Annotated in this window: 12 protein-coding genes; 8 read left to right on the forward strand and 4 right to left on the reverse strand. The window is 70.1% G+C overall.

Translation table 11 applies throughout. The features are described 5' to 3' along the window. Positions 1 to 85 precede the first annotated feature (85 nt). The 4 genes from QSK20_RS22010 (at position 86) to QSK20_RS22025 (ending at position 5,221) form a co-directional block, all read left to right on the forward strand. Positions 86 to 1,378: an ABC transporter substrate-binding protein gene (locus QSK20_RS22010; RefSeq protein WP_285790488.1), complete on the forward strand. Its 1,293-nt coding sequence runs from the start codon at positions 86 to 88 to the stop codon at positions 1,376 to 1,378. A 44-nt stretch (positions 1,379 to 1,422) separates the two neighbouring features. Then, positions 1,423 to 2,313 (forward strand): carbohydrate ABC transporter permease, encoded by an 891-nt coding sequence (locus tag QSK20_RS22015; protein WP_285790489.1) that lies wholly within the window; start codon positions 1,423 to 1,425, stop codon positions 2,311 to 2,313. Beyond that, entirely contained in the window at positions 2,303 to 3,166 is an 864-nt protein-coding gene (locus QSK20_RS22020; RefSeq protein WP_285790490.1) for a carbohydrate ABC transporter permease, read from the forward strand. The genes QSK20_RS22015 and QSK20_RS22020 overlap by 11 nt, the downstream gene beginning before the upstream one ends. 84 nt (positions 3,167 to 3,250) lie before the next feature. Continuing rightward, a complete protein-coding gene (locus tag QSK20_RS22025) occupies positions 3,251 to 5,221 on the forward strand; it encodes a twin-arginine translocation signal domain-containing protein (protein ID WP_285790491.1) in 1,971 nt (656 codons plus the stop codon). 254 nt (positions 5,222 to 5,475) lie between these two features. Here QSK20_RS22025 and QSK20_RS22030 read toward each other — a convergent pair whose 3' ends face one another. The 3 genes from QSK20_RS22030 to QSK20_RS22040 form a co-directional block, all read right to left on the reverse strand. Next, entirely contained in the window at positions 5,476 to 5,823 is a 348-nt protein-coding gene (locus QSK20_RS22030) for a hypothetical protein (RefSeq protein WP_285790492.1), read from the reverse strand. 201 nt (positions 5,824 to 6,024) lie between these two features. Then, the gene (locus QSK20_RS22035) at positions 6,025 to 6,678 is read right to left on the reverse strand and encodes a molybdopterin cofactor-binding domain-containing protein (RefSeq protein WP_285790493.1); all 654 of its coding nucleotides are present in this window, start codon (positions 6,676 to 6,678) and stop codon (positions 6,025 to 6,027) included. A 184-nt stretch (positions 6,679 to 6,862) separates the two neighbouring features. Next, a complete protein-coding gene (locus QSK20_RS22040) occupies positions 6,863 to 8,086 on the reverse strand; it encodes an oxygenase MpaB family protein (protein ID WP_285790494.1) in 1,224 nt (407 codons plus the stop codon). Positions 8,087 to 8,363: 277 nt separating this feature from the next. Here QSK20_RS22040 and QSK20_RS22045 point away from each other — a divergent pair, with 277 nt between their 5' ends. From QSK20_RS22045 to QSK20_RS22060, 4 genes are all read left to right on the forward strand, one after another. Then, positions 8,364 to 9,659 (forward strand): acyl-CoA dehydrogenase family protein, encoded by a 1,296-nt coding sequence (locus QSK20_RS22045; RefSeq protein ID WP_285790495.1) that lies wholly within the window; start codon positions 8,364 to 8,366, stop codon positions 9,657 to 9,659. Then, entirely contained in the window at positions 9,652 to 10,800 is a 1,149-nt protein-coding gene (locus QSK20_RS22050; RefSeq protein ID WP_285790496.1) for a phosphotransferase family protein, read from the forward strand. The genes QSK20_RS22045 and QSK20_RS22050 overlap by 8 nt, the downstream gene beginning before the upstream one ends. Before the next feature lie 29 nt (positions 10,801 to 10,829). Next, the gene (locus tag QSK20_RS22055) at positions 10,830 to 11,591 is read left to right on the forward strand and encodes an SDR family NAD(P)-dependent oxidoreductase (protein WP_285790497.1); all 762 of its coding nucleotides are present in this window, start codon (positions 10,830 to 10,832) and stop codon (positions 11,589 to 11,591) included. 461 nt (positions 11,592 to 12,052) lie between these two features. After that, positions 12,053 to 13,903 carry an AMP-dependent synthetase/ligase gene (locus QSK20_RS22060; RefSeq protein ID WP_285790498.1) on the forward strand — a complete coding sequence of 617 codons (1,851 nt, stop codon included), beginning with the start codon at positions 12,053 to 12,055 and terminating at the stop codon, positions 13,901 to 13,903. A gap of 149 nt (positions 13,904 to 14,052) precedes the next feature. On the opposite strand, the gene QSK20_RS22065 is transcribed toward QSK20_RS22060, so the two are convergent. Then, on the reverse strand, positions 14,053 to 14,973 hold the full coding sequence (locus QSK20_RS22065; protein ID WP_285790499.1) for an oxygenase MpaB family protein: 921 nt from the start codon (positions 14,971 to 14,973) through the stop codon (positions 14,053 to 14,055). Positions 14,974 to 15,027 lie beyond the last annotated feature (54 nt).

The raw sequence follows: 15,027 nt of genomic DNA on the forward strand, positions 1-15,027 counted from the left end.
TATTGAGTTTCTCGGTAGCTCGTGGGTACTTTGACCTTCCTCTCAGCGCGCCATGAGGCGCGGGATGAGTCTGAAGGAGTACCTGATGCGAGCTACCCGATTCCGAGGGGCCGCCGCCATAGCCCTCACCGGAGTTCTGGCCCTGTCCCTCACCGCGTGCTCGGGCGACGACAGCGGCGGGTCAGGTCCGGTCGACCTGAAGATGGCGCTCTGGTCGTCCAACAAGGACCACCTGGCCCTGCTGCAGAAGATCGGCGACGCCTACGTCGCGGCGAACGGTGACGAGGTCGCCTCGATCACCTTCGAGCCGGTCACCAACCCGGACTACATCGCCGGGCTGACGACGCAGCTCGCCGGGGGTGACGTCCCGGACCTGGCCTGGATCCCCGAGGCGAGCGGCCCCGAGTTCGTCGACGCGGGCATTCTGCACGACGTCCGCAGCACCTTGGAGGGCACCGACGGCTACAACCTCGGCGACATCCTCCCCGCCGCGCTCGCTCCGTGGCAGGACGACAAGGGCGGCGTCTACGCGTACCCGTTCTCCAACTCCCCGTTCGCCCTCTACGTCAACGAGGACCTGCTGAAGAAGGCCGGCCAGCCCGACGTGAAGGCACTTGTCGGGACCCCGGACTACACCTGGGACAAGATCGCCGACATCGCCGCGGCGACGAACGGCAGCACGGGGGCCGTGGGGTTGAACGTCCCGACGTTCAACCCCACGAACTGGAGCGCGGTGACCATGCTCGGCAACGCCTGGGGTGCCGCCCCCTGGTCCGAGGACGGCGCGACGTGCACGTTCGCCTCCCCGGAGATGATCGACTACCTCACCTGGCACCAGCGGCAGATGCGCCGGGGCGCCATCCCCGCCGTCTCGGGCAACGCGGCGCCCGCGGCCTTCGCGAGCGGCGAGGTGGCCTTCAGCGTCGCGCAGCTCAGTCAGTCGGGGAGCCTCGACGACAGCTTCACCTGGTCCTTCCTCCCCCTCCCGGCCGGGCCCAAGGGCTACCACCCCATCGTCGGACAGGCGGGGGTGAGCGTGCTGGAACGCAGCACGCACAAGGAGCAGGCGGCCGGATTCCTCGCCCACCTGACCAACCCCGCGAACGCCGAGCTCCTCGCGCAGTTCTTCCCGCCGCCCCGGGCGTCGCTGCTGAACGTGCAGACCCTCGCCAAGGCCGCGCCGAAGCTCTCGCCCGAGCAGATCCAGTCGGCGATCATCGACGTGGTGCCCGAGGCCACGGTGAAGCCGCAGCACCCGGTGCTCTCCCGGTTCTCCGACAAGGTCCGCGCGGGCCTCGACCCGGTGTGGTCAGGAGGCGACGTGAGGGCCGCCGTCACCGGCATCTGCGAGCAGATCTCGCCGACGCTCAAGGGCTGACCCCAGTGACCGCACGCACCGCCGCGGCGAAAGACCGAAGAGTCATGCCGAGCCGCCGTCCCCGTCCTGACCAGGACCGCTGGCTCGGCGTGGCCTTCGTCGCGCCCCAGGTCCTCGGCGTCATCCTCCTTGGTGTCGTCCCCTTCCTCTTCGTCATCTGGTACAGCCTCAACGAGTGGCGTCCGCTCACCGGCGAGATGAGTTTCGTCGGGCTCGACAACTACTCCCGCCTCTTCGCCGACCCGACCTTCTCCGCCTCGGTGATCGCGAGTCTGCTCTTCAGCGCGGGCGTCCTGGTGCTGAACCTCGTGCTCGCCATCAGCCTCGCCGTCCTGCTCAACCGGCGGATGAAGGGCATCACCGCGTTCCGCACGATCTTCTTCTCACCCGTCGTGGTCTCCGTGGTCGCCTGGTCCGTGACCTGGGGCTTCCTCCTCGCCCCCGACGGCGGCATCAACGGCGCACTGCGGCTGTTCGGCATCGAGGGGACCAACTGGCTCAACGACCCCTCCACTGCGCTCGTCTCCCTCGTCGTCGTGCAGGTGTTCAAGGGCGTCGGGATGAACATGGTGCTCTTCCTCGCCGCCCTTCAGGGCGTTCCGGAGGAGATCCGAGAGGCCGCGCAGCTCGACGGCGCGTCGCCGTGGAAGTCGTTCTGGTCGATCACCGTCCCGATGATCGCGCCGACGATCCTGCTCACCGGAATCCTCACCACCATCGGCTCGCTCGAGGTGTTCGCTCCCGTGCAGCTGCTCACCGGCGGCGGGCCGGGGGATGCCACGAACGTCCTGCCGTTCCTCCTCTACCGCACGGCCTTCATCAGCCAGCAGTTCGGCTACGCCAGCGCCGTCGGCGTCGTGCTCTTCGCCATCATCCTGACGCTGACGATGCTGCAGTGGACCTCCCGCCGGAAGTGGGTGCACGATGAGGTCTGACGCATCGCGCGCGGCCCGCAGCCGCTCGCGGGTGACGACGGCCACGCTGTACGTGCTGCTCGTGGCCGCGTCCCTCCCGTTCCTCTATCCGACGCTGTGGATGTTCTTCTCGGCGTTCAAGCCGGCGAACGAGATCTTCCTGCAACCGCCCAGGCTGCTGCCCCAGGAGTGGACGCTGGACGGATTCGCGCAGGTGTTCACCGCGCAGCCGTTCCTGCAGCAGTACGGCAACTCGATCTACATCGCGGCGGTCGTCACCGTGGCGTCGATCCTGCTGTCGGCGATGGCGGGCTACGCCTTCGCCCGCATCCGCTTCCCGCTGCGCAACGCGGCGTTCACGCTCATGCTCGCGGCGATGATGGTGCCAACCGAGGTGACGATCATCCCGATCTTCACGGCGGTCAACGCGATGGGTCTCAACGACACCCACTGGCCGCTCATCATCCTGCCGATCCTCGGGCCCACGGCGGTCGTCTCCGTGTTCATCTTCCGGCAGCACTTCCTCAGCTTCCCGAAGGAGTACGAGGAGGCCGCCCGGCTGGACGGCGTGACCCGTGCCGGAGTGTTCTTCCGGATCGCCCTCCCGTTGGCGAAGCCGGCGATCGCGGCCGTCGGGATCATGGCGTTCCTGCGCTCGTTCAACATGTACTTCGAGGCGCTCATCTTCCTGCGGACCCCCGAGAACTTCACCCTCGGGCTCGCGATCACGCGCTACCAGGACTTCTACGGCGAGCAGATGTGGAACACGCAGCTCGGCGCCGCGTCGCTGACCGTCGTGCCGATCCTGGTGGTGTTCCTCATCGCCCAGAAGCAGTTCGTCCAGGGTCTCGCCCAGACGGGGCTCAAGGGATGAGCTGATCCACCAGAGCGACGACCCGGGACCGGGCGTCGCCGCTGACCAGACTGCCGCGTTCCAGAAACGAAGGAGTCGAGAACCATGCATGAGGACCGAACACGCCCACCGATGCTGCCGGCGCTCAGCCGACGGAACTTCCTGGTCGGCGCCGGCAGCGCCGCGGCACTGCTGGCGATCGGGAACGCGGCAGCGCCACCCGCGCTGGCCACCTCGGCCGGCACCGTGCTGCCGCTCGTCGCCCCGCTCCCGGCCGGGCAGCCGGTGCGGACCCAGTTCGCGCCCCACGAGCAGGTACTGGCCGCGTACCTGATGATCGTCGCGCCGCTCGCCAACAGCATCCGGGACGTCGCGCCGAACTACGGGTGGATGGAGGACGGCTGGCAGCGCACCCCCAACCAGCCGTACAACTCACGGATCATGGAGCACGTCGCCACCCTCTCGTGGTTCTACGCCAACGATCGACCGTGGAACCCGTACCACCGCGACCCCGCGCTGCTCGCGCGCCTGGACGCCGCCCTCGGCTACTACCTCTCCCTGCAGCACGCCGACGGGTCGTACCCGGAGTACTCGCCGACCGAGCACCACCTCTCGCCGACCGGGTTCGGCACCGTCGCGCTCGCCGCCGTGCTTCGGGACCTCCGCGCCGCCGGTGAGCTCTACGACCGGCGACTGCAGATCCGCGACGCCATCCGCAAGAGCTCCGCGTGGCTCGTCGACACCTCCCTTCCGCACTGGAACCGCCCGGTCCAGTTCGCCAACCAGGTCGTCGCGGGGCTCTCCGGCGTCGTCGACGCGGCGCACGTCCTCGGTGAACCGGCAGTCAGCGCCGCCGTTCCGAACCGGTTGCAGATCCTGCTCAAGGACGGCCAGGCGCCCGCCGGGTTCTTCCACGAACCCGTCGCACCGGACGCCGGGTACAACTTCGAGGTGATGCTCCCCGACCTCGGCGCCCTGTACAAGCGGCTGCCGGACCCGGCCGTCATCCAGATGGCCGAGCGGTTCGCCGCCTGGTTCGGGTACGTCGTCGTCATGGAACCCGGACGCGACGAGGGCTTCATCCTCTCCGGCACGAGCGCCCGCAACATCGTCGCGACCTTCGAGACCACCCCGGTGGACGACCTGGACCGCAGCGCGCTCGCACGGACCCTGCTGCCCCACGTGCCCGCGCTGGGCGCGTTCTTCGCCAGCGCCGAGGAGAGGACCCAGGCGCGCGACGCCTGGCGGAACTCCACGGCACCCGTCTCGCCCCGACGCAAGCAGGACTCCTCGCCGCGGCTGCACATGCACGTCCCGCAGGCCCCGCTCGGGATCCCCGCAGCCCAGCGCGACGCGCGGGTCGCCGAGTTGCGCTACCTGCGCGAGAGCACCTTCACCGAACTCCGCAAGGGCACCCTCGACCAGCAGTACGTGTTCGTCCGCCGTCCCGGGTACTACACCGCCGGGCTCTACGGCGTCCGGCAGAACTCGCTCCAGCGGATGGGGACCAACGCGTTCTGGCACCCGGTGGCCGGCATGCTCGCCCTCACCGTCAACAGCTCGGGTCCGGACGACTGGACGACCGTCGCCGACACCGTCGGCACCGCCTCCTCACGAGGCCCGGTGAACGCGACCCACCACCGCGGGGCGTCGGCGTCCGGCGCGGTCATCCCGGCGGACGCGCTGACCGGATACCGGGGCGTGTTCACCACGAGGTACGTGACCACGGACGGTGCGGTGACCACGGACGTGACGCACCGCCCCGACGGCATCAGGCGGGTGCTGACCACGCCGGGAGCGTCCCGCGAACGCATCCCCCTCATCGTCGGCACCGAGGATCAAGTGGCCTTCGCCAACGGCACGCCGGCACCCTACGGACAGGAGACGATCACCGTCACCCGCGGGCTGACCCTCACCCGCGGAAGCATGAAGTTCGTCATCGACTGGGGGGTGGACCGGGAAGCGAAGTACGCGCCGATGGACCGGTCGTACCTGGGCAATCGCACCCACCGCATCCTCACCATCAGCTTCTCCGGCTCGCTATCCGTCGATCTCCGGGTCGTGCCGGTGACCTGAGTCGAGCGGTCCGTGCCGGTGCCGGTCAGCCCTCCGGCGCCGGCACGGACCGACCGGCGGGCCTGCGCCGCCGCCGTGCGCTGCGCACCACCTTCCTGGACCCGACAGAGAGGACCCGTTGACCGCAAGCCGATCCCGCAGCCGCGCGACGAGCTGACAACGACGGCGGTGGATCCTCGTCGCGGGGTGCGTAGCGCGGTGAGGAGTTGGCTGGCCTGGACGCGGCGTTGCCGGGGCAGGGAGCGGGAACGCTGTCAGCTGGCCTTGTATGTGAGGTAATGGCCCTTCGGCCAGCTGTGGAAGTTGTTGAGCTCGGACGCCTGACCGCTGCAGTCTGGGGTCCGGTAGCCGGGGACGGCACGAAAGCCGCCGCTCCAGACGAGCAGCCAGGTTGCGTCGGCCGGGACCCGACGGCAGACGTCGTCAGGTGTGGCCTGCCTGCCGACCACCTCGGTCGGGTAGCTCGAGTAGAAGACCAGGCCCGCGTCGGGGCTCTGGACCGGCTCGCCAGCAGCCGCGGGCGACGCTCCTAGCGTCGCGGTCAGCGCGGTGCTCAGGGCGGCGGCGAGACCTGTGGCGATTCGGTTGGCGGATCTGCGCATGAGTGTCCTTCCGGGACGGCGTTCAGGGAAGGGGCCGTGGCTCGGTTCAGGTCGGGATCTGAGCGATGTGCATCGATGCCACAATCGGACCGCAGAGTTTCTGTGTCAACCGGACGAGAACGGGATCCCGACACCCGCCCCGCCGACAGTGACAGCCGAGCAGTCCATCCACCGGCTCGGTGACCCGGGTCCCGTGCCCGGTCACCGCCTCCCGCGCGTCGACCCGGTCGCGGGACGGCCGACGACGGTGCGGCCTTCCCGAGGGGCGAGTTCCACCACCACCGCGACGGTGCTCGCGCTGGCGGCCGTCGTGGCGAGGGCGCCGATGTCGAGGCTCCGGCCGTCGCCATCGGTGATGACGCCGGCCGTCAGCCGCAGGTCGACGACGGGCGAGCCGAAGGCGGCCGACGCGGCTTCCAACAGGCGCTGCCGGGCCACGGCCGCGGCGACCCGGAGGGGAGCGTAGGTCGAGATGGTCGTGTCCGGTCCGCCGGTCCCCGGGTGGGACAGGTGTTCCGGCCACGCGTCGATCAGCGTGACCCGAACCCGTCCCCTCGGTACGGACAGTTCCTCGGCGATCAGCGTGGCGGTCGAGGTGGTGACGCCCTGTCCCAGCCGGGCTCGGGGCAACGTGAACGACACGGTTCCGTCCTGGCTGACCTCGACCGAGATCAGCCCCGATGTCGGCAGTGCCGCCGCGGTCATGATGTGGTTGAGGCCGAGCAGTTCCGTCACGTCTGGCGACGGTGGCCGGGTGGTCGCGGTGGAGGTCGCCGCCAGTTCGGCGGCGGTCACGAGGATCGGGGCGGCCAGCACGTACCCGGGGAAGTGTCGCCGGGAATCGGGTTCGACCATGGTGGCTCACTCGGGACGGTTCGTCGGGGAACTCGATCGTGGTGTCGTGGCCTCTGGTGTGGTCGGCGGAAGCACCGCGAGCTGAGTCGCGGTGCTTCGGACGGTGCGCCGGAGAGAACCGAGGGCGAGGGGCCGGCCCGCGCCCTCGACGGTGACGTTCCCGGTCAGGAGGGGCTGTCGCCCGTCAGTCGGGACGGTTGCCGAGCGGGATCTCGATGTTGATCTGCTGTCCCTCGGAGAGGAAGAGCAGGGCCAACTTGCGCAGGAACTCGTCGAAGAGCCAGAAGCACTCCGGCGCGAGCGGAAGCGGGAGCAGGGCCTCCCGGACGGCGATGAACGGCCCCCAGGACGTGTGCAACAGGGTGTCCCAGAGCAGGTCCCGGGGGATCTTGAGCCAGTTGGCGATCTGGTCACCGAGCAGGAATCGCGTGAACGAGCCGAGGATGGGTTTGCTCAGGATGCCGCCGTCGATCTCCTTGCCGAGGCCGAGCAGGATGTCCGCCAGCGCGATGCCCTCGGGCGTCGGTGCCAGGATCGGGTCGAGGACCTGGGTGGCCTGGGAGTTGGCCTCACTCCACGACGCGGGGATGTACTCGTCCTTGATGCCCAGCATGTGGGCGGCCACCTGCCACAGGTGGAGGAAGGCGTCCGACTCGCGGGTGGGGATCGGAACCCGCCAGGAGTTCAGCTCCCGCATGACCGTGGTCGGAAGGCTGTGCCAGGTGATCATCATGTCCCGCTGGCTGATCGGGATGTCCTCGGGGGCGGCACCCACCCACCTCGGCGACTGCGGCAGGAGGTGTCGCACGCCGGCGTGGGCCAGTCGGGTCTTGACGGCGGTCACGATCATCGAACCGTTGGGCTGGTAGGCGTTCGCCGTCCCGATGTCGTACCCGAGCTTGGCCGTCTTGGCGATGCGGTCCTTCATGTCCGCGCCGCCCTCGGAGTAGTAGACGGCCCGGGCCTCCTGCGGGATGACCGTGCTCATCATGCCGCTGGCCAGTCCGTACAGCACGCCGAGGTAGAGCCCCCGCTTCTCGTTGAACTGCACCGCGGTGGTCAGCTTGCCCTGGTCGACCCACGTCGGCAGTTGGCGGGCGCGCTCGATGAACTGGTGCACGTCCGCCGGCAGCCCGGCCGGCAGCGGCTGACCGTTCCTGGTCCAGGTCCGGAGCAACTGGTTGACCAGGGGCGCCTCGCCCCGGTCGAGCAGCGAGGCGACCAGCGGGTCGGCCTCGTCGTCCCACACGAGCCGTGGGTCGACGCCCGCCCCGGCGCCCGCCACCGAGCCCGAGGGGGACCAGGTCCACTTCGACTGGGCCTGCGCCGGCGCGGCGATGCTCAACGCGCCGAGCGCGCCCAACGCCCCACCAGCCTTCAACATGTTGCGTCTGCTGAGTGGTTCCACGGTGCACTCCTCGGAGTCGAGGGCTACTGATACGGTGAAACGCATGTTGCGCCCGTGTTTCACATGAGAGCACACTTGTGTCGACGGTCACAAGGTTGATGGTGATGCTGATCTATGTTTGTTTAGCTGGGCCGCCCGGACACCGCGACCACCCACCCACCGCACCAGCGCACCCGAGTCGGCCGCCGGCAGGCAAGGCGGCCACGGCACGGTGGTCTGTCAGTCGGAAACCGTTGATTGGCATTCTCAGAAATAGGAATTCCCGAACGTCGGCACCATGCTCGAGCGTCCGGTCGACACCGTACGGCGGAAAACCGATCAGTCGGTCGGCTCCGCACTCGACCACCGGGCGCCGCGTGCAGCTACCGGAGCGACCAGGAGGCACAGGGTGAGTACGAACGCGACGCCCGGCGAAGGCGCGGAGGACCTCACGGAGCGGGTGACAAGCTTCGTCGACCATCAGGTGATTCCCGTCGAACACGAGATCGAGACCGACCGCGAACTCCTCGCGCGGCTTCGCGGGGCCGCCCGCGCCGCCGGCGTGTTCGCCCCGTCGGCACCCACCGAGTACGGCGGTCTGGGATTGTCGATGCGCGAACAGGCCGACGTGCTCGAAGAGTCCGGCCGGAGTCTGCTCGGCCCGCTCGTCATGAACTGCGCAGCGCCCGACGAGGGCAACATGACGCTACTGGAACACGTCGCCACGCCTGCGCAACGCGAGCGGTACCTCCGACCGCTGGCCGCCGGCGACGCGCGTTCGGCGTTCGCGATGACCGAGCCGGCGCCGGGTGCCGGATCGGACCCCGGCGCGCTCACCACGACGGCGGTGCGTGACGGCGGCGACTGGTTGATCGACGGCAGGAAGTGGTTCATCACCGGTGCCGACGGTGCCGCCTTCTTCATCGTGATGGCAGGTACGGGTGCCGACGCCGCGACGATGTTCCTCGTCGACGCCGGCACTCCCGGTCTCTCGGTCGGCCGGCACATCCCGACCATCGATGCCGGATTCACCGGCGGGCACTGCGAGGTGGTGTTCGACCGCTGCCGGGTGCCGTCGTCCGCCGTGCTGGGTGAGGTCGACCGTGGCTTCGCCAACGCCCAGGTCCGGCTCGGGCCTGCTCGTCTCACGCACTGCATGCGCTGGCTCGGTGTCGCCCGCCGTGCTCACGAGATCATGCTCGGCTACGTCGTCGAGCGTGAGATGTTCGGTAGCCGGCTCGCCGATCTCGGCCTGGCGCAGCATCTCATCGCCGACAACGAGATCGACATCGCGGCGTGCCGGTCGCTGATCCGTACCACCGCCGCGACGCTCGACGAGCGTGGGCGCGCGAACCACGAGACGTCGATCGCCAAGACGTTCGTCTCCGAGGCCGTCGGGCGTATCGTCGACCGCTCGGTGCAGTTGTGCGGCGCGCAGGGCGTCTCCCACGACCTGCCGCTGGCGCGGTTCCTCGCCGAGGTGCGCCCGTTCCGCATCTACGACGGCGCGTCCGAGGTGCATCGCTGGGCGGTGGCCCGCCGCGCCGTCCGGCGGTACGAGGCCGCCCGGACCGGTGGAGCGACGCATGGCTGACGAGGGCCGCGGTCCGGCGGGCGACGGTCCGCTCCACAGGGAGTCCGGCACCATGACCGGGCCGGCACCCGCGAGCGTGGGCGTGGACCCGCCGGGCCTGTCGCTCGACCGGCTGGCGACCTACCTCGGTGGGCGGCTGCCCGACGCCGATCCGGTCGCGTCGTGGCACGCCGAGCTTCTCGCCGGCGGCCGGAGCAACCTCACGTACCGGATCAGCCAGGGTGCCGGCTCCTGGGTGCTGCGTCGTCCGCCACTCGGCCACGTGATGCCCAAGGCGCACGACATGGCGCGCGAGTATCGCGTGCTACGCGGCCTCGAACGGACGGCGGTGCCGACCGCCCGGCCGTACCTGCTCTGCGAGGACCGGTCCGTCATCGGCACGCCCTTCCTCGTCATGGAGCACGTCGACGGCGTGGTGCTGTCCTCGGCGGCCGACTGCGCCGGTCTCTCCGCGGAACGCGCGGCGGCGATCACCGACGTCCTCGTCCGGACGCTGGCGACGCTGCACGACGCGGACCTCACCGGCACCGGTCTGGAGACGTTCGGCCAGCCGGCCGGCTACCTGAGCCGCCAGACCGCGCTGTGGACCGCGCAGTGGGAGCGGACCAAGGTGCGTGACCTGCCGGGGTTCGACCGGCTCGGGCACTGGTTGGCCGCCCGCACGGACGCGTTCGCCGACCGGGCCTGGGCGCTCGTGCACGGCGACTACCGCCTGGACAACCTCATCCTCGCGCCGGACAGCGCACGCGTACGCGCGGTGCTGGACTGGGAGATGGCCACCCGTGGCGATCCGGTGTGCGACGTCGCGCTCCTGCTCGTCTACTGGACCGAGCCCGGTGACACGCTGCGGCGGCAGGTTCCGGTGGCCCTCGGCGTGACGGACCGGCCGGGTTTCGGTGATCGTGCAGCCGTTCTGCGCGCCTACACCGCCATCCGTCCGGTCGACCGCGACCACCTCGACGTGTGCCTGGCGCTCACCTGCCTCAAACTCGCGGTCATCATGGAATCGATCTACTTCCGCCATCTCCAGGGCAAGCACATGGGGTCGGACGCGGCGGACATGGCCGGGGCAGCGGCGGCGCTCGTGGAGATGGGACTGCGGGTCGCCGACGGGCAGGGCGTCGCGGCGCTGGGCTCGTGACGAGACCTCCACCGAGAGGAATCCGACAGATGTTCAAGGGACTACTTCAGAGCAAGGTCGCCTGGGTGACGGGCGCCGGCCAGGGCGTGGGCGCGGCGATCGCCGAAGGACTGGCGGAGGCCGGCGCGTGCGTGATCCTCCAGTCACGTCGGCGGGACGCGCTGGAGGCGGTACGGGACAAGATCGTGGCCAACGGTGGCACGGCGGACGTCGTCGCCGGTGACGTCACCGACGAGGCCGTCGCCGATGCCGTCGTGACGTTGGCCCGGCAGCGCTGGGGTCGCCTGGACGTCCTGGTGAACAACGCCGGGATCAGTCCGGCGCTGCACCGCAGCGAGCAGTTGACCGTCGCGGACTGGCAACAGGTGATCGACACCAACCTGTCCGGGGTGTTCGTCTGCGCCCGCGCCGCCGGCGCGTTCATGATCGAGCAGGGCGCGGGCAGCATCGTCAACATGTCCTCGGTGCACGGTCAGGTCGGCCTGCCGCGACTGGCCGCCTACAGCGCCAGCAAGGGCGGGGTCGAGCAGCTCACCCGGACGCTGGCGTTGGAGTGGGCGGCTGCCGGTGTCCGGGTGAACGCGGTGGCGCCCGGTTACCTGGAGACGCCGATGACGGAGGGACTGCGCAGCCACGACCAGTGGTCGAAACGACTGCGCGAGCGGATCCCGATGGGCCGGTTCGGCCTGCCGCACGAGGTCGTCGGCGCGGTCGCGTTCCTGGCGTCGGACGCTGCCAGTTATGTCACCGGCAGCGTCCTGCACGTGGACGGTGGGTGGACCGCGCAGTGACGACCAGCGGTCCGCCGGCCCCGGTCGACGGCGATCCGCAGGGACCGGCGAACGACTGGGCCGGGCCTTCAGCGCCATCGCGGCCCGGCGCGTCGCCTGAGGCAGCCGGTGGCCGTCCGGAGCCACGGCGACCGGCGACGCGATCAGCGAGGTCGTCGCCGCCACGATCGTGACGGGCGGCCGACCGTCCGTTCTCCAGGACATCCGGCAGCCGGCATCCGGCAGCCGGCACGGGGCGCGCGGCCGCGACGGCCGCGCGCCCGGCCCTGGCTGGTTAGTCCGCGTTCGTTTCCCGGCCGCACCTTCGACTCGGCTGAGCACCTGATCCCAATCGCTTCTTCCCAGAAAGTTAACCCTCGTTTACAGTGCTGTCAGAGGATGCGGCACCCTCGACACCACCACGATGAGGGGTACACCGGCCTCACCACCACCAGGCCTGGTTACGGTCGAAGGAGTAACCCATGGACCCTGCCGACACCCTTGCCGACCGATGCGCCAAGACGGCTGCTGAGCTGACCGTCCCCGCGCTCCTGCACCGCAACGCCACCGAGTTCGCCGACCTGCCGGCGCTGACCACGCTCGACCGCGACGACACCCGCACGTGGGCCGAGTTGCGCGACGAGGTCGCCGAGTTGTCCGGCGGTCTGGCCGAGATCGGCCTGCAGCCGGGTGGCCACATGCTGATCATGATGTCGAGCCGGCCGGAGCACTGGCTGGTCGACCTCGCCGCAACCCACCTCGGTGCGGTGCCCTGCACGGTCTATCCGACGCTGAGCACCGATCAACTGCGGTACCTGGCGCTGCACAGCGGCGCCCAGGTGTTGGTGCTGGAAGGCGCCAACGAGCTGGCCCGCTGGCGCTCGATCCTGCCGGACCTGCCCCACCTGCGCCGGATCGTGCTGGTCGACGCGGCCGAACCCGACGATCTGACCCCGAAGACCGTGCCACTGTCCCAGGTGCGTGCCATCGGCCAGGCCGCACACCAGGCCGACCCGGACGCCTTCGAGCGGCGCTGGCGCGCGATCCGACCCGAGCAGCCGGTGACGTTGCTCTACACGTCGGGGACGACCGGTGACCCGAAGGGCGTCGTGCTCAGCCACCACAACGTCATCTATCAGGCCGTGGTCCTCGAGGCCACCGTGTCCGTCCCCGACCACGCACCGTCGGTGGCCTACCTGCCGCTGGCCCACATCGCCGAGCGGATCCTGGGCATCTACAACCCCATCTACCGCGCCGGTCACGTCACCATCTGCCCGGACCCCACGCAGCTCATCAGGGCCCTACGCGCGATCGGTCCGCCCTCGTTCTTCGGCGTGCCACGGATCTGGGAGAAGATGGCCGCCGGTATCGAGGCCCATCTGGCCACCGCGGAACCGGCGGTACAGGCCGCCTTCAATGCCGCGAGCGCCGTGGCCCTCGAGGCGTACGAGCTGCGCGCGGCGGGCCAGGCCGTGCCCGACGAGTTGGCTGCCCGGGTGGCGCAGGCCGAAGCCACGGTACTGCGACCGCTCCAGTCGACGCTGGGCCTGCAGAACGTGGTCTGGGCCGGCAGCGGCGCCGCCCCGATCCCGGTCGACGTCCTGCGGTTCCTCGCCGGGCTCGGTGTCGACGTGCTGGAGGTGTGGGGCATGACCGAGACCACCGGTACCGCCACCATCAACACCCCGGAGCGTTTCCGCACCGGGACCGTCGGCCGGCCCAACGCCGGCATGCAGGTGCGTCTCGCCGACGACGGTGAGATCCTCGTGCGCGGGCCGTTGGTCTGCTCGGGGTACCTGCGCGGCGACGGCAGCATCGAGCCGGTCGTCGACGCCGACGGCTGGCTGGCCACCGGCGACGTCGGCACGATCGACGAGGACGGCTTCCTCAGCATCACCGACCGCAAGAAGGAACTCATCATCACCTCGAGCGGCAAGAACATCTCGCCGGCGCACATCGAGGGGCTGCTTCGGGCGCATCCGCTCATCGGTCAGGCGGTCGCGATCGGCGATCGGCGGCCGTACGTCACGGCGCTGATCGTGCTGGACGACGAGGTCGCACCCCTGTGGGCGCGGGCGCGCGGCATCAGCGACGCGCAGTTGCCCGGCCTGGCCTCGGATCCGCTGCTGCTCGCCGAGATCCAGGCCGTCGTCGACGCTGCCAACGCCAAGCTCGCCCGACCCGAGCAGGTCAAGACCTTCGAGGTACTGCCGTCGGCCTGGACGCCGGAATCGGGTGAGCTGACTCCCACCCTGAAGCTGCGGCGCCGCGTCATCGTCGACCGTTACCACGACAGCATCAACGCCCTCTACCAGTCGCCGGGAGCGGTCTGACGGGTCGGTCCCGGGTCGGTGTCCTGAGCCGTCCACGCACCGGGTCGGCTCAGGACACCAGGGCGATGTCGGTATCGGTCACCGCCACTCGTCGGTCGCGGGCTGACGCCGTACCGGTAGGAGCCTTCCCGCGCTCCTCCGGCGGTCAGTCAGGCCCCGGCCCGGCGGCCGGTGGCGGTGCCGGGCGGGCCAGCCACGTCGGGTCGAGGTCGGGCGGCGGTGGCGGCGACCCCAGGTCGGCGGGCTGGTACCCCCGGGGGTAGCCGGGGTAGGTGCGGTTGTGCGGCGCGTGGGTCAACCGGCTCGTGGTGCGCGGCGGCATCAGCCGTACCACCGCTGCCCGGGTGCGCAATCCGCCCTCGACCGCTGCGGACAGCCAGCGCGGCGCGGCCGGGAATCCGAAGGCGGCGCGTACCTCGGCGGGAAGCAACGCGAGCACGCCGAGCCGCGCGGCGCGGCGGCCTCGGATACCACGAGCCGAACAGGTCCACGGTGTAGGCGCCGATCCGCTGGTTGGTCGGCGCGAAGCGGAAGGAGGCACGCTCGTACTCGCGCTTGAAGTCCCGGAACGCGTCGTAGTCGTCCGGCACGTCGCGGACGTCCATCCGCGCGCCGACCGCCCGGTAGTAGTGGAACGCGGCCAGCCGCTCGTGCTCGTGCAGCCGACGCCAGCCGAACCGTTCCAGCCAGTCGACGGGCTCGTACACGAACGTGGACAACACGTAGCGCATGTCGTCGTTGGAGATCGCGTACCGACGGTGCGCCCGGTTGACGACTCTCAACGCCTGCCTGCCGCGCGGCGAGTCGTACCCGTGCTCGGCCATCTCCGCCATCAGCAGCGCGGTGTCGTCGTACCGCTGCTGCGTCCGCAGCCGGAACTCGCCGGTCGCGTCGAGCAGCGCCGAGATGCTCGGCACACAGTACGTACGGAGCAGCGCGAGTTCCAGCGCCCGCTGGTAGTCGAAGGGGAACTCGTATCCCACCGAGATCCGGTAGATCTCGTGATGGTCACGTACCGGATCGAGTGCCTCGATACGACGCAACCAGCGGTACCGGCCGCCATCGACCATCGTGACCACCTCGCCACCAGAGTTGGTGACGGCGCGGCCCGTGTCAAGGGCCAG

The sequence above is a fragment of the Micromonospora sp. NBRC 101691 genome (genome assembly GCF_030269285.1).
Lineage (GTDB): Bacteria > Actinomycetota > Actinomycetes > Mycobacteriales > Micromonosporaceae > Micromonospora > Micromonospora echinospora.

Bases quoted from the DNA above. Each gene is read 5' to 3' on its own strand.
- QSK20_RS22035 (WP_285790493.1), bottom strand. From the start codon at position 6,678: ATGGTCGAACCCGATTCCCGGCGACACTTCCCCGGGTACGTGCTGGCC.
- QSK20_RS22050 (WP_285790496.1), top strand. From the start codon at position 9,652: ATGGCTGACGAGGGCCGCGGTCCGGCGGGCGACGGTCCGCTCCACAGG.
- QSK20_RS22015 (WP_285790489.1), top strand. From the start codon at position 1,423: ATGCCGAGCCGCCGTCCCCGTCCTGACCAGGACCGCTGGCTCGGCGTG.
- QSK20_RS22010 (WP_285790488.1), top strand. From the start codon at position 86: ATGCGAGCTACCCGATTCCGAGGGGCCGCCGCCATAGCCCTCACCGGA.
- QSK20_RS22065 (WP_285790499.1), bottom strand. From the start codon at position 14,973: ATGGTCGATGGCGGCCGGTACCGCTGGTTGCGTCGTATCGAGGCACTC.
- QSK20_RS22030 (WP_285790492.1), bottom strand. From the start codon at position 5,823: ATGCGCAGATCCGCCAACCGAATCGCCACAGGTCTCGCCGCCGCCCTG.
- QSK20_RS22055 (WP_285790497.1), top strand. From the start codon at position 10,830: ATGTTCAAGGGACTACTTCAGAGCAAGGTCGCCTGGGTGACGGGCGCC.
- QSK20_RS22020 (WP_285790490.1), top strand. From the start codon at position 2,303: ATGAGGTCTGACGCATCGCGCGCGGCCCGCAGCCGCTCGCGGGTGACG.
- QSK20_RS22045 (WP_285790495.1), top strand. From the start codon at position 8,364: ATGCTCGAGCGTCCGGTCGACACCGTACGGCGGAAAACCGATCAGTCG.
- QSK20_RS22025 (WP_285790491.1), top strand. From the start codon at position 3,251: ATGCATGAGGACCGAACACGCCCACCGATGCTGCCGGCGCTCAGCCGA.
- QSK20_RS22060 (WP_285790498.1), top strand. From the start codon at position 12,053: ATGGACCCTGCCGACACCCTTGCCGACCGATGCGCCAAGACGGCTGCT.